Genomic DNA, 12,599 nt, shown 5'->3' with positions numbered 1-12,599 from the left:
TCACGGGTCCGTTGTCCACAGCCCTCACGCGGGGTGGGGCTCTGCCCAGTAACCTCAGCCCCCATGGAGCAGAGGCATCTCGGCAGTACGGGACTGCGCGTCTCGCGCATCGGGCTCGGCACCCTGACGTGGGGCAGGAACACCGGCGAGCACGACGCGGCCGACCAGTTGAAGGCCTTCTGGGAAGCGGGAGGCACGCTGATCGACACGGCGGACGTGTACAGCGGCGGAGAAGCGGAGTACCTCCTCGGCCGGCTCGTCGAGCGGCTGGTGCCGCGCGACGACCTGGTGATCGCCACCAAGGCCGGCAGCGTGCCGGACCCCGACCGGCGCTTCGACGGCTCGCGGGGCCATCTGCTCCAAGCGCTCGACGCCTCCCTGGAACGGCTCGGCACGGACTACGTGGACCTCTGGCAGATCCACGCCTTCGACCCGGAGACCCCGCTGGACGAGACGCTGCACGCGCTGGACATCGCCGTCACCAGCGGGCGGGCGCGGTACGCGGGCGTGTCGAACTTCTGCGGCTGGCAGTTGGCGAAGGCCGCGACCTGGCAGCTGGCGTCGCCGGGGATACGCACCAGGCTGGCCAGCACGCAGATGGAGTACTCGCTGCTCCAGCGGGGCGTGGAGCGGGAGGTGCTGCCCGCCGCGCTCGACCTGGGCGTCGGACTGCTGCCGTCGTCGCCGCTCGGGCGGGGCGTGCTGACGGGCAAGTACCGTCACACGACACCCCCGGACTCGCGGGGCGCGACGGACATGGCGATGTTCGTGGAGCCGTACCTCGACGGAGCGGCGGGCCGGATCGTCGACGCGGTCGCGACGGCCGCGGACGGCCTGGCGACGAGCCCGCTCGCGGTCGCTCTCGCCTGGGTACGCGACCGGCCGGGCGTCGCGGCCCCGATCGTGGGCGCGCGCAACGCGCGGCAGCTCACCGAGGCGTTGTCGGTGGAGGGCCTTAGTCTTCCTGACGAGATCTGCCGGGCGCTGAACGACGTGTCGGCCCCGGTGCACCGCTATCCCGACCAGGACTGGAGCACGCTGTGACGACGGACCGCGACGCGGACGAGGCGACCGTCGAGGAGGCGGGCGCGGAGGGGCCGGAGGCGCCTGGCGGGGCGCACGAGAGCGCGGCCGAGCCGGCCGCCGTGGCCGAGGAGGCGGCTTCCGCCGGGGAGGCGGCTTCCGCCGAGGAGGTGGGGGCGGCGGAGCCCGTGGAGGCGGCCGACGGGACCGACGACGGCTCGGGCGGTACGGGAGGTACTGGAGGTGGGGAGGACTCGGACGGCGCGGAGGCCGCGGGCGGCGAGGGCGGCGCGGACGGTGCGGAGGCCCCGGAACTGAGCGAGGCCCAGGCCGAAATCGCCGCCCAGCGCGAGCTGCGCCGGCGCATCGAGGAGCGCAAGGCCGGGAAGCCGGGACCCGTCGCCGCGGGCGCCAAGCTCAGCGGCCAGGCCGCCGACCTCCTGGCCGCCGTCCGCGCGGTGGAGAGCGGCGGCACGCCCGATCCTGCCGTGCTGCGGTCCGCCCCGGCTCCGGGCGCCCCCGCGCCTGCCGCGACCGTGCCCTCGCCCGCTGTGCCCGCCCCGCTTTCCGCTCCGGACGCACCGGCCCCGGCCGCACTGGACGCGGGGGCGCTCGCCGCGGTGCGCGCCGTTCTCGGCGAGGGCGGCGCCCCGGAGGCGCTGGCGGCTCCGGTGGTCACCGCGCTCGGGGAGTCCGCGGGCGAGGTGCTGCGCCAGGACCCGTGGCAGCTGCTTGCCGTGCCGGGCGTACGGCCCGAGCAGGCGGACGGGTTCGCCCGTGCGCTGCTCGGCGCGGAGTGCGGACCCGGGGACGAGCGGCGGGCCGTCGCCCTGGTCGTCTGGTCGCTGGAGCGCGCCGCCGTCCAGGGCCACACCGCGCTCGAAGTCTCCGCGGTCCGCGACGGACTGGCGAGGCAGGGCGTGCCCGACCCGGCCGAGGCGGTGCGCCACGCCGCGGCGGAGGGCGCGGTGCTCGTCTTCCGCGACGAGGAAGAGGACGAGGGCGAGGACGGGCACGGAGACGGGGCCCAGGACGCGTACGACGACGGCGCAGAGCCCGGAGAGGCGACCGGGCGCGCGGGAGACACCGAGGACGGCGGCGGGGCGGCGCCCGGCGGACAGGACGGCGCCCCCTCCACCCCCGTGCTGCTCGGGCTCGACCGCTTCGCGCTCGCCGAGGAGAGCCTCGCGGACGGCCTCGCACGCCTGGTGAAGACCGTAGGGGAGCTGCCCGGGGAGCCCTGGGCCGAGGCGGAGCGCGCGGCGCCCTCGCCGTCCGCCGCCGAACTGCTGCGAGCCGTCGCGGGGCACGGTCTCGTCCTGCACACCGGCGGCGAGGCCGCGCGTGCCGAGCCGGTCGCCGTCGCGGCGGCGGCGCGGGCACTCGGGCTGCGTGCAGCCGTCGCGACGCACAGCGAGAACGGCCGGGACCGGCTCCTGGCCTCCGGCGCCGCCGGCGTGGTCACCGTGGCGGGCCTGCTCGGGGGCTCCGAGGGCCCGGGGCGGGAAGCGGACGGCGTGTTCGCCCTGGACCTGCTCGTGGTGCTCGACGCGCCGCAGCTGGACGTGGAGACGGCGGCCGTGCTGGTCGAGTCGCTGGCGGACGGCAGCAGGCTGGTGCTCGACGGCGATCCCTGTGTGCTCGGTTCCGCGGGCGCGGGCCGGGTCTTCAACGACCTCCTCGCCGCGCGGGTCTGTCCTCAGATCGCGTCCCGGACGCCGGACGCGGGGCCGATCGGCGAGCTCGTCTCGGGGATCGGCATCGGCGAGCTGAACCAGGTGCCGGCGCCGGACAAGGAGATCGTGATCGTCCCGGTGCGGGACGCGGGCGAGGCGGTGCACCGCACGGTGCAGCTGGTCGCGGAGTCCGTACCCCGGGCGTTCGGGCTGGCGCCGGGGCAGACCCAGGTCGTCACGGTCGGCCACGGCGGCCCGGCGGGCACGCGCGCGCTGAACGCGGCGCTCAAGCAGCGGCTGGCGCCGGGGCCCGGCAGGTTCGGCGGGTTCGACCCCGGCGACCGGGTCGCGTACGTGCCCGCGCCGGGACACACGGTCCTGGGCGTGGTCCTGGCGGCGGAGGCGGACGGCCTGCGCGTGGAGCTGGACACCCCGGATGCCGTCAGCGGCGCTGAGCCCGCCGGTCCTGCCGGCGCCGCCGGCAGGACCGTGACGGTGGCGAGGGAGCGGGTCGAGGCGCAGCTGCGGCACGGCTGGGCGCTCACGGCGCACCAGGCCGCGGGGATGCGATGGCCCGCGGCGGTGGTGGTGCTGCCGGGAGACGCCGCTCAGGCCCTGACCCGCGCGTGGGTGTACACGGCCTTCGGACGGGGCGAGCGGCACCTTTCCGTGGTCCACGGAGTGGACCAGGCGCTGCCGAGGGCGGTCGCGGAGGGCGAGGGCCCCTCAGCCACGCGCCACACCCGCCTGCGGCCCCTGGTGGAAGGCCTGCTGGCTCCGGACCCGGCACCGGCGCCGTAGCCGCGCGGAGCGCCGGGGCCCGGCGCTGGAGCCCACGACCGGCCGCGGGCTGGCGCCGTTCGCGTCGTAACTCCGGAACGGGCTCGGTCCGGGGTACGCCGGGCAGCGGCCGGAATCGCGGCGCCGTAGCCCTCGTAATGCTCGGGACGCGGCTGCGGTACGCCGCTGAGCCCACGAACAAGCGCGGGCCAGCGCCGTTCGCGTCGCAACCCCGGAGCAGGCTGGGCCCGGCGCCACCCCGGCAACGGGCGGAATCCGGCGCCGTAGCCCCAGAAATGCCGGCGCCCGGGGTACGGCCGACGCAGCCCGCCGGCGGCCAGGGCTTCCGTGGCGAGGAGCCGTCGCGGACGCGGCGAGGAGCCGCCCATCGCGTGGTGGGCGGCTCCTCGCCGCGGCTACGCCTCCTGTTCCTCCAGGTCGTCCGTGTCGGCGTCCAGATCGTCCTCGTCGAAGACCGCGCTCACGTCGAAGCGGCAGACGACCTGCTGCGGGTCCGCCGCCTCGAAGGGGGACGCCAGCCATTCGCCGGGCTCCGGCAGGTCGTCGACCGCGGAGACCCAGAGGGTGGAGTCGCCCTCCTCCAGGCCGAACTCCTTGTGCCGCGAGGCGATCTCGTCCGGTTCGTACTCGCCGAACAGCACGCCGAGCGCCGCGTGCACGCTGCCGCCGACGACCGCCGCGACGCCCGACGCGGCGGCCACGTCGTCGTCCGCGTCGGCGATGCGCTGTGCCTGTGCCAGGAGCCGCTCCGGTTCGACCACCGCGTAGTCGCGGCGGATCAGCACGCTGAGGGCGTGGGGTTCCTCCGGGCCCGCATAGGGCGGAAGGGAATCGTCCGGTTCCGGGATCTCGAAGGGGGTCACCTCGTCGTACCGGTGGTAAAGCCGCTCGTCGTAGACCTCGGCCGCCGCCGCCAGCGCGTTGAACGCCTCGGAAACGGCCTGGTCGTCCTCACCCGTGCGGTTCTCGACTGCCGCCAAGTGCCGGTCGAGGGCGGCCTTGACCGCCTCGGCGGCGGCGCGTACGTCGGCAGCGGTGGGCTGCGCAGCATCAGACATAGAGCAGACGCTATCCGTATCCGGGGTCTGGTCGCACAATAGATGCGATGCCGGAATACGAATTTGTCGACGTGTACGTGCCCCGCGGTGTGTCCCGCAAGGACACCGCCCGTCTGCTGACGGACCATGCCGAGTACGGGCACTGGGAACTGGACCGCCTGAGTCTGCACCGCGACGGCAGCCGCAGGGTGCGGCTGCGCAGGCGCATCATCAGACAGGTGCGCGCCACCTGGTGAGAGACACCCTGCCCGCGACAGCGGAACGGGCCCCGCCCGGGTGAGAGGCGGGGCCCGTCCGGGTTACCGGATGCCCGGGTACGCGCACGCGGCGGCCGTCGTCACGCGGCGGCGCGCGAGCGGCGGTAGAGGATCGTGCCCGCGAGGACCATGCCCGCCGCCGCGGGAATCGCGATCCCGAGGCCGTCGGCCCCCGTGTGCGCGAGCTGCGCGTGCTCCGCGACCGGTACCTCGGCGACCGTCTGGGGCTTCGGAGTCTGCGGCGCGGGCGGCACGTCGCGGTGGGCCGGCGGGGTCACCGGCGGCGCGGGGTGGTGCGGCGCAGGCGGTGCGGGCGGGGTGGGCGGCGTGTCCGCGTTCTCGCAGGACTCGCCGGTCACCGGGTTTCCGATGCCGAGGACGTTGACCCCGAGCCCGCAGATGTTCACCGGGACGTCGATCGGGACGCTCACGTCGTTCCCCGAGCCGACGCCCGGCGAATGGGAGGCGCCGCCGCCCGCGTGCGAGCCGCCGCCCTGGTGCGCGCCACCGCCGCCGGTGTGCGGGGGCGTACCGGAGCCGTGGTGGCTCCCGCCCTCGCGCGAAGAGCCTCCGCCGTGCGGGGCGCCGCCGCCCTGGTGCGCGCCGCCGCCGTGGGAGGCGTTGGCGCACTGGTTGCCCATCGCCGGGTTGAGCAGTCCGACGACGTTGACGGTGTTGCCGCACACGTTGACCGGTACATGCACCGGCACCTGCACGTTGTTGCCGGACAGCACACCCGGCGAACCGACGGCGCTGCCCCCGGCCCCCGCGTCGGCGTGTGCCACTCCGCCGCCGAGCGCGATGACGCCGCCCGCCGCCGCGAAAGTGATCAGGCCCTTGCGCGTGCCCTGTCTCATCTCTTGTTCCTGCCTTCTGCCATACGGGATACCCCCGGTCGACGCCGGAAGCGGGATACCCAGCGGCCCCGGAGTGCATGGCGCGCACTCCGGCCCCGTCCGGATCAGGCCCTGTCCGGGCCGACAGCCCTGTGTGGGCCGACCTACAACGTCACGCGTTGACGCAGGTGTTGCCGAAGGCGGGGTTCAGCAGCCCGATCACAGAGACCGTGTTGCCACACGCGTTCACCGGGATGTGCACCGGCACCTGGATGACATTGCCGGAGAGAACGCCGGGGGACTGCACCGCGGCGCCCTGGGCACCCGCGTCCGCGGAGGCCATACCAGCGCCCGCGAGCACCAGACCACCGGTGACAGCCGCAGCAGCGACGACCTTCTTGATCATTACTTCCTCCTTGTTGGCAAACCGCGGTCCCAGCTGCGGACCGCACACCTGTAACGAGGAGGGAGTAATGAGGCTACGAGCTTATGGTCGGATTCACTCGTCCCCGTGAGGGGGCCGGACGCGCGATCGATTCACGCGTCCGGCCCTCGTACCGACGGGCGAGGACACCGGGCCGTCGGGCAGGACCCCCGGAACGCAAGGGGCGGGAGTGCTCAGGAGTGGTCGATGAACCGGTCCAGCACGCGGGCGCCGAACTTGAGGCCGTCCACCGGCACCCGCTCGTCGACGCTGTGGAACATCCCGGCGAAGTCCAGCTCCGGCGGCAGCTGGAGCGGCGCGAAGCCGAAGCCGCGGATGCCGAGGTCGTCGAAGGACTTCGCGTCCGTACCGCCGGAGAGCATGTACGGGACGGCGCGCGCGATCGGGTCCTCCGCGCTCAGCGCGGTCTGCATGGCCTCGACCAGCCTGCCGTCGAAGGTCGTCTCCACCGCCTTGTCCGCGTGCACGTCCTCGCGCCGCACGCGCGGGCCGAGGATGCGGTCGAGGTCGGCCAGGAACTCGTCCTCGTAGCCGGGCAGGAAGCGACCGTCCACATGCGCGGTGGCCTGCCCGGGGATCACGTTGACCTTGTAGCCCGCGCCGAGCATGGTCGGGGCGGCCGAGTTGTTCAGCGTCGTCCCGATCATCTTGGCGATGCCGCCGAGCTTCGCGAGCGTGGCCTCCATGTTCTCCGGGTCGAGCGGGGTGCCGAGCGCGTCGGACAGCTCGTCGAGGAACGCCCGTACGGTCTTCGTGGCGCGCACCGGCCACGTGTGGCGGCCGAGGCGGGCGACGGCCTCGCACAGCTCGGTGATCGCGTTGTCCGTGTTGGTCATGGAGCCGTGGCCGGCCGTGCCGTCCACGGTCAGCTTCATCCAGTGCATGCCCTTCTCGGCGGTCTGCACGAGGTACAGGCGCAGGTCCTCGCGCGCGGTGAAGGAGAAGCCGCCGACCTCGCTGATGGCCTCCGTCACGCCCTCGAACAGGCCGGGGTGGTTGTCCACCAGGTAGCGCGCGCCGTACGTGCCGCCCGCCTCCTCGTCGGCGAGGAACGCCAGGACGATGTCGCGCGGGGGCTTGCGCCCGGTGCGCATCCTGTCGCGCACGACCGCCAGGGTCATCGCGTCCATGTCCTTCATGTCGATCGCCCCGCGGCCCCACAGGCAGCCGTCGGCGATCTCCCCGGCGAACGGGTCGTGCGTCCAGTCGTCGGCGTTCGCCGGGACGACGTCGGTGTGCCCGTGGATCAGCAGAGCGGGCCGCGACGGGTCCTCACCCTCGATCCTGGCCACCGTGGAGGCCCGGCCCTTGTGGGACTCGAAGATCTGCGGTTCGAGGCCGACCTCGGCGAGCTTCTCCGCGACGTACTCGGCCGCCGCGCGCTCGCCGGGACCCGAGTGGTCGCCGTAGTTGCTGGTGTCGATCCTGATCAGGTCGCGGCACAGGTCCACGACCTCGCCCTCGCCCGCCACGGCTCGCTCCGCGCTCGGCTCGCTCACGCTGCTCACTCCCACGATCGTTGCTGGTGATCCCCCCATGGTGCCCCGACCACCGGGGTGATCGGAGGCCCCCCGAAGTTTGCTATGGTTTTCCACGTCGGACGGCCGCGGGCCGCCGGCAGACACCTTGTCCGGGTGGCGGAATGGCAGACGCGCTAGCTTGAGGTGCTAGTGCCCTTTATCGGGCGTGGGGGTTCAAGTCCCCCCTCGGACACCAACGAAGACCCCAGTCGATCTGGGGTCTTTCTGTTTCTCCGAGTGCGGCGCGCCCCACGTACCGGGACACGCTCCAGCCCGGCGAGTGGCGTCGGCCGTCCCGTGGGCGCCGCATGGTGAGATGGCGGGGGGGTCGGCGTTGACGTTCTCGTATCTGGAATGGGAGCCTGCTGCTGTGAGCCAGGCTGAGTTTCTCGTATCGCGTTTGGACGTCGATCTGCGACGTAACGCCAGCGCGATCTGTGCCGTCGGCCGCTGAGTCCTTCCGTGGGGTGCCCCGCCCGTTGAGCCGACGGCTCGCGCGCGCCACCGCCCCGAAGGCCGGCTGAAGTTCCCGTCCTGGTGTCCCGGTCCGTCGCTGTCCGCGCGTGCGCGCGCTGCCCGGCCGGAGTTCCCCCGGTGGGCGTGCCCACCGGCCGCGTTCCCCGGATCTCGCCTTCCGTGACCGTCGAGCCGTTTCTCCACGCGCCTGTCACGCATCTCCTCACGAAGGAGCCCCACCGTGCAGCAGCCCATCCAGATCCTCGCCGAGGACACCGCGGACGCGGGGGCCACCTCCCCGCGGCGCCTGCGGGTCGTGGCCACGGGCGAACCCGCCCAGCACCTCGTCACCTACGTGGTCCTCGCGCCGACGCATCTCGCACCCGAGGACCTGTTCTCGCCGCAGGTCGTCGTCCACCCGTCGGCCGTCGGAGGCGTGTCGGAGGCCGGGGCGGGGCGTGCGCGGGCCCCCCCCCCCCCCCGCCCGCCCCGGGGGCGGCCCCGCGGCCCCCCCCCGCGCCCGGGGGCGGGGGGGGGGGGGGGGGGGGGGGGGCGCGGGCCCCCCCCCCGGCCCGCGGACCGTCCCGTGGAGCTCCCGGCGGACCGCCCGGCGCCCGGGATACGGGTCGACCTCGACGAGCGCACGGCGCAGGTCGACGGGAAACCGCTGGATCTCACGTATCTGGAGTTCGAGGTGCTCGCCCACTTCGTCGCCCACCCCCATCTGGTGCATTCGCGTTCCCGCCTGCTCGAACTCATCTGGGGCTACCACTACGCGGGCGACGGCCGCACCGTCGACGTCCATATCGCACGGCTGCGCAGGAAGCTCGGTCCCGCGCACCGCACGACGATCCACACGGTGCGGCGCGCGGGGTACAAGTACGTGCCCGTCCGGTCCGCCCGCGCCTGAGGGGCGGGCCGGGCGCCCGCCGGGGTCAGTCCGCCGTGCCGAACAGCTGGGTCCAGTACGTGCCCGCCCGGCTGCCCGTGGCGTAGCCGACGCCGAGGTGGGTGAACGACGGCCGCAGGATGTTGGCGCGGTGGCCGGGGCTGTTCATCCAGCCCTCCACCACCTCGGCGGCCGAGCGCTGGCCGCAGGCGATGTTCTCACCGACGCCCCGGTGCCGGGCCCCGGCGGCGCGGGCCCGGTCCCAGGGCTCGCGCCCGTCCGGGTCGGTGTGGGAGTAGAAGTCGCGGGCGGCCATGTCCGCGCTGTGGTCCTGGGCGGCGCGGGCCAGCAGCGGGTCCGGGGCGAGCGGCCCGAGTCCCGCGGCGGCGCGCTCCGCGTCGGTGCGGCGGGCGACCTCGGCGGTGAGCCGGGCCAGGCCTTCCGGGGTGAGCGGGGACGCCCACACCGCCACCCAGAACATGTCGCCCGCTCCCCCGCCGGCCTCGGCGTGGCCGATGCCGATGTGGGTGTACGCGGCGTCGCCGAAGGGCGCGCTGGTGTGCGGGTCGCCGAGGCAGTACGCGAGGAAGCCGGCGGTGTCGCGCGGGCCTGACACGAGGTATTCGGTCAGGGCGAGGCAGGCGAATCCGGCCGTGCCGACGCGCTGGTAGAGGGAGACCCCGTCGGGTGTCTCGACGGCGAGCGACCCGTGTGCGGCCATGGCCGCGGCGTGCTGGGCCGCGGCGACGGTGAGGCGGTCGTCGAGGACGACGGGCGGCGCGCCCGCCCGTATCCGCTCGGCGTTGACCAGCGCCGCGTCCTCCTCGGGGCCCGCCGCCCAGGCCGGCACGGACGTGGGAACCGGGATCTCCAACAGCGTCGGTACGTACGCGGGCGGGCGCCCCGGTATGGGCGGCGGCCCGGGCGGGACGCCGTCGTCGACGACGTCCACGCCGTAGTCGCGAGCGACGCCCGCGAGGCCGTCGGCGTACCCCTGGCCCAGGGCGCGCAGCCGCCACCCGGAGCCGCGCCGGTAGACCTCGGCGAGCAGCAGCACGGTCTCCGAAGTGGCGGGCGGCGGCCTGAAGGTCGCGAGGGCGACGCCCGCGCCACCGGCCTCCAGCACACTCAACTCCGGTGCGGGCAGGGCCCCGAGGGGCACTCCGGGGTCGGCGGCGCTGAGCACGAGCGTGACGCGGGTCGCGCCGGGCCGCAGCCGCCCGGGGTCGACGCGGACCGTGCTCGTACCGCCGCCGGAGCCCACCTCGACGCCGGGCGCGGACGGCTGGTTGAAGAAGACGAAGTCGCTGTCGCCGCCCACGGTGCCGTCGTCGCCCGTGATCAGGGCGGACAGGTCGAAGGGGCCGGGGACGCGCAGGGTCAGCGCGCCGTCCGGCAGTTCCTGGTTTCCCCCGGGGACCAACTCCGTCATTTCCGCCCCTCGCTGTACGGCACACCGGGGAAAACGCCTGCGGGCCGCGCGCGGTTCCGGCCGGTGCGCCGACGGTGGCGGCCGTGGGCTGGGTAGGGTCGGCCGGTGGACAGTACACGGAGGGCCGGGGCCCGTTCGTTCGCGCGGTCCTGGCAGCCGGCCACCCGGATCGAGCGGGACCTCAGGGCAGCGGCCGTGGCGGGCGGCCAGGACGCCTTTTTGCGGGTGCTCGCGGGATGCGATCTGTTCCTGTACGTGCCGAGGGAGCAGGCGGACGCCGGCGGGTCGGTGCGCTGGGGAACCTGCCGGGACCGCTCGGGCGCCTGGTGCGTGGCCGTACGCACGGCGGGTGAGCGGCTGCCGAGGCGCGAGGGGACGGTGGTGCAGCGGACGTCGCTGCGCTCGATGGCGGAGCTGTGGCCCGACACGCACTTCGGGCTCTGCGTGAACCCCGGCACGCCCACGGAGATGTCGTTCCCGGCCAGGCTCCGGCACCGGCGGCGCTGGCTGAGGGCGGTCGCGAGCGCGGGCCCCGCCCCCGGCGGCGGCCGCCGCGCGGCGCTGCTGACGAAGTACGACGGCCCCACGACCGGCCTGCTCGCACAGGCGCTGGCCTGCGGTGCGCCGCTCGCCGTCCGCAACGGCGTGCTGTGGAACGAGATCGGCGACGTCTACGACGACTACGCGCTGGACGGGCACCTGCTGCGCGAGTCGTGGGGCACGGGGACGTACGCGGAGTGGCGGGCGCGGATGGACACGCTGCTGGCGGCGCGCAGCAGTCCGGGCGAGCCGGAGTTCGTACTGGACGTGCGGCGGCGGCTGGCCGGCGCGTGCGGGGCGCGCGTACCGCTGGACGTATGGCGCGGGACCTGCGCCGACACGCTGGCGGATCTCGGCGCGCCGGGCGGACTCGGCCTGGCGATCCAGGAGTTGATCGGCCGGATCGTACGGTGCGAGGCCCGGTTCCGCGCCGACGGGCTGCTGCCGCCCGAGGGGTATGTGCGCAGTGCGACGGCGTACGACTACGGACGGGCGGTCAACTTCGCCCGCTGGGGGCTGAGCGCCCGGCTCTGCGACGGACAGGAGGCGCGCGACGCGATCCTGCGCGCGGGGGCGCTCGCCGGGGCGCGCCACACGTCGTGGGCGGACTTCTCCGCCGGGTACGCGCTGGGGCGGGTACTGCGGTTCGGCACGGAGGAGTTCGGGGAGTGGTACGAACAGGCGCTGGAGCCGCACCGGTTGCTGATGGACGATCCGGAGAGCCCCTGGCGAACGCTGCCGTGGGACTGACGGGCGGAGCCGCCCAAGCGGGCGCGGTCCGCCGAACAGACCGAACCGTTCGCCGAACGATGCGCCGAACGGACCGGGCGCCGCGCCCGCCCGCGGGGGTCAGCACCCGGGGACGCGGCCCAGCGCCCGCCGGTCCGGCTCAGTGCCCGCCGGTCCGGGTCAGCGCCCGGGGGCGGGGATCGGCGCCCGGGCAGCAGAGGCTCATCTGCGGGCCCGCGAGCACCGCTTCGAAGATGGCCCGCAGCTGGCCGACCTGTTCGCGGTCGAGCTGGTCGAAGACGACCGCACGCACCTGGCGCACATGGCCAGGCGCCGCGTCCTTCAGCAGCGCGTAGCCCTCGTCCGTGAGCGTCGCGAGGGTGACCCGGCCGTTGGCGGGGTCGCGGTGGCGCACGACCCGGCCGAGGTCCTCCAGCTTGCTGACGATGCGGGAGAGGCGGCTCGCGGAGAACCGCAGCCGCTGGGCGAGCCGCGTCATGGACAGCGTGCGCCCTTCGGCCTCGGAGAGCACCGCCATCAGAAGGTACTCGGTGTGCGGCAGGCCCGAGTCGTGCTTGAGCTGCCGGTCCAGGGCCTCTGGGAGCGCGTTGACCGCGCGCACCATGGCGTGCCAGGCGGCGAACTCCTCGGCGTCGAGCCATGGCACGTCGTCGGTCATGCCTCTATGTCTTCCATCGCGGTCTCCCGTGAAACCTGACGCCTCGCACTTCCCGCGGGAGAGATCCCTGGGGCGCCAGGGGTCGCACGCCCCAGGTCGGACGGGTTGAGCGGGGGCCGGCGAGGGACCCCCGCCCCTCACCGGCCCCCACACCCGGCACTTCAGCGCGGCGAGCGCCAAGCACACCGCGGCCGAGTAGGACCGGGAGGACGCGACCGCGGGCCCGGTGCGCCCCGGTGTGCCCGGGCGGACCAAGGA

The 12,599-nt window shown here is 74.7% G+C and carries 11 protein-coding genes and 1 tRNA gene; 6 read left to right on the top strand and 6 right to left on the bottom strand.

What is annotated here, in order from left to right; translation table 11 throughout:
- The first annotated feature begins 63 nt into the window (after positions 1-63).
- The gene (locus LCE31_RS03945) at positions 64-1,044 is read left to right on the top strand and encodes an aldo/keto reductase (RefSeq protein ID WP_225012538.1); all 981 of its coding nucleotides are present in this window, start codon (positions 64-66) and stop codon (positions 1,042-1,044) included.
- Complete coding sequence (locus LCE31_RS03940; protein WP_374118396.1) at positions 1,041-3,500, top strand: helix-hairpin-helix domain-containing protein; 2,460 nt, start codon at positions 1,041-1,043, stop codon at positions 3,498-3,500. The genes LCE31_RS03945 and LCE31_RS03940 overlap by 4 nt, the downstream gene beginning before the upstream one ends.
- Positions 3,501-3,895: 395 nt before the next feature.
- Here the strand turns inward: LCE31_RS03940 and LCE31_RS03935 are convergent, their stop codons facing one another.
- Positions 3,896-4,558, bottom strand: coding sequence for a hypothetical protein (locus LCE31_RS03935; RefSeq protein ID WP_225012537.1), 663 nt, complete (start codon positions 4,556-4,558; stop codon positions 3,896-3,898).
- Positions 4,559-4,605: 47 nt separating this feature from the next.
- Here LCE31_RS03935 and LCE31_RS03930 point away from each other — a divergent pair, with 47 nt between their 5' ends.
- Complete coding sequence (locus LCE31_RS03930; RefSeq protein ID WP_225012536.1) at positions 4,606-4,794, top strand: DUF5703 family protein; 189 nt, start codon at positions 4,606-4,608, stop codon at positions 4,792-4,794.
- 101 nt (positions 4,795-4,895) lie between these two features.
- Here the strand turns inward: LCE31_RS03930 and LCE31_RS03925 are convergent, their stop codons facing one another.
- The 3 genes from LCE31_RS03925 to LCE31_RS03915 form a co-directional block, all read right to left on the bottom strand.
- On the bottom strand, positions 4,896-5,672 hold the full coding sequence (locus LCE31_RS03925; protein WP_225012535.1) for a chaplin: 777 nt from the start codon (positions 5,670-5,672) through the stop codon (positions 4,896-4,898).
- Between the two features lie 151 nt (positions 5,673-5,823).
- Positions 5,824-6,057 (bottom strand): chaplin ChpH, encoded by a 234-nt coding sequence (chpH, locus tag LCE31_RS03920; protein WP_225012534.1) that lies wholly within the window; start codon positions 6,055-6,057, stop codon positions 5,824-5,826.
- 212 nt (positions 6,058-6,269) lie between these two features.
- A complete protein-coding gene (locus LCE31_RS03915; RefSeq protein WP_225012570.1) occupies positions 6,270-7,595 on the bottom strand; it encodes a M20/M25/M40 family metallo-hydrolase in 1,326 nt (441 codons plus the stop codon).
- 129 nt (positions 7,596-7,724) lie between these two features.
- On the opposite strand from LCE31_RS03915, the gene LCE31_RS03910 reads away from it, so the two are divergent.
- Both LCE31_RS03910 and LCE31_RS03905 read left to right on the top strand, forming a co-directional pair.
- Positions 7,725-7,812, top strand: a tRNA-Leu gene (locus tag LCE31_RS03910).
- Between the two features lie 501 nt (positions 7,813-8,313).
- Positions 8,314-8,982 (top strand): winged helix-turn-helix domain-containing protein, encoded by a 669-nt coding sequence (locus tag LCE31_RS03905; protein WP_225012533.1) that lies wholly within the window; start codon positions 8,314-8,316, stop codon positions 8,980-8,982.
- Positions 8,983-9,007: 25 nt separating this feature from the next.
- Here the strand turns inward: LCE31_RS03905 and LCE31_RS03900 are convergent, their stop codons facing one another.
- A complete protein-coding gene (locus LCE31_RS03900) occupies positions 9,008-10,393 on the bottom strand; it encodes a CAP domain-containing protein (protein ID WP_225012532.1) in 1,386 nt (461 codons plus the stop codon).
- 105 nt (positions 10,394-10,498) lie between these two features.
- Between LCE31_RS03900 and LCE31_RS03895 the strand changes: the two genes are divergently transcribed.
- The gene (locus LCE31_RS03895; RefSeq protein WP_225012531.1) at positions 10,499-11,683 is read left to right on the top strand and encodes a DUF1266 domain-containing protein; all 1,185 of its coding nucleotides are present in this window, start codon (positions 10,499-10,501) and stop codon (positions 11,681-11,683) included.
- Between the two features lie 139 nt (positions 11,684-11,822).
- Here LCE31_RS03895 and LCE31_RS03890 read toward each other — a convergent pair whose 3' ends face one another.
- Entirely contained in the window at positions 11,823-12,341 is a 519-nt protein-coding gene (locus LCE31_RS03890) for a MarR family winged helix-turn-helix transcriptional regulator (RefSeq protein ID WP_225012530.1), read from the bottom strand.
- Positions 12,342-12,599 lie beyond the last annotated feature (258 nt).

Origin of the sequence: Streptomyces sp. 8L, from assembly GCF_020176795.1 — a bacterium.
In the GTDB taxonomy this organism is placed as follows: domain Bacteria; phylum Actinomycetota; class Actinomycetes; order Streptomycetales; family Streptomycetaceae; genus Streptomyces.
This window is presented reverse-complemented; position numbering and strand designations above follow the sequence as displayed.

Excerpts from the sequence above, each read along its gene's own strand:
- LCE31_RS03945 (WP_225012538.1), top strand. The coding sequence starts at position 64 with ATGGAGCAGAGGCATCTCGGCAGTACGGGACTGCGCGTCTCGCGCATC.
- LCE31_RS03890 (WP_225012530.1), bottom strand. The coding sequence starts at position 12,341 with ATGACCGACGACGTGCCATGGCTCGACGCCGAGGAGTTCGCCGCCTGG.
- LCE31_RS03935 (WP_225012537.1), bottom strand. The coding sequence starts at position 4,558 with ATGTCTGATGCTGCGCAGCCCACCGCTGCCGACGTACGCGCCGCCGCC.
- LCE31_RS03900 (WP_225012532.1), bottom strand. The coding sequence starts at position 10,393 with ATGACGGAGTTGGTCCCCGGGGGAAACCAGGAACTGCCGGACGGCGCG.
- LCE31_RS03930 (WP_225012536.1), top strand. The coding sequence starts at position 4,606 with ATGCCGGAATACGAATTTGTCGACGTGTACGTGCCCCGCGGTGTGTCC.
- LCE31_RS03925 (WP_225012535.1), bottom strand. The coding sequence starts at position 5,672 with ATGAGACAGGGCACGCGCAAGGGCCTGATCACTTTCGCGGCGGCGGGC.
- chpH (WP_225012534.1), bottom strand. The coding sequence starts at position 6,057 with ATGATCAAGAAGGTCGTCGCTGCTGCGGCTGTCACCGGTGGTCTGGTG.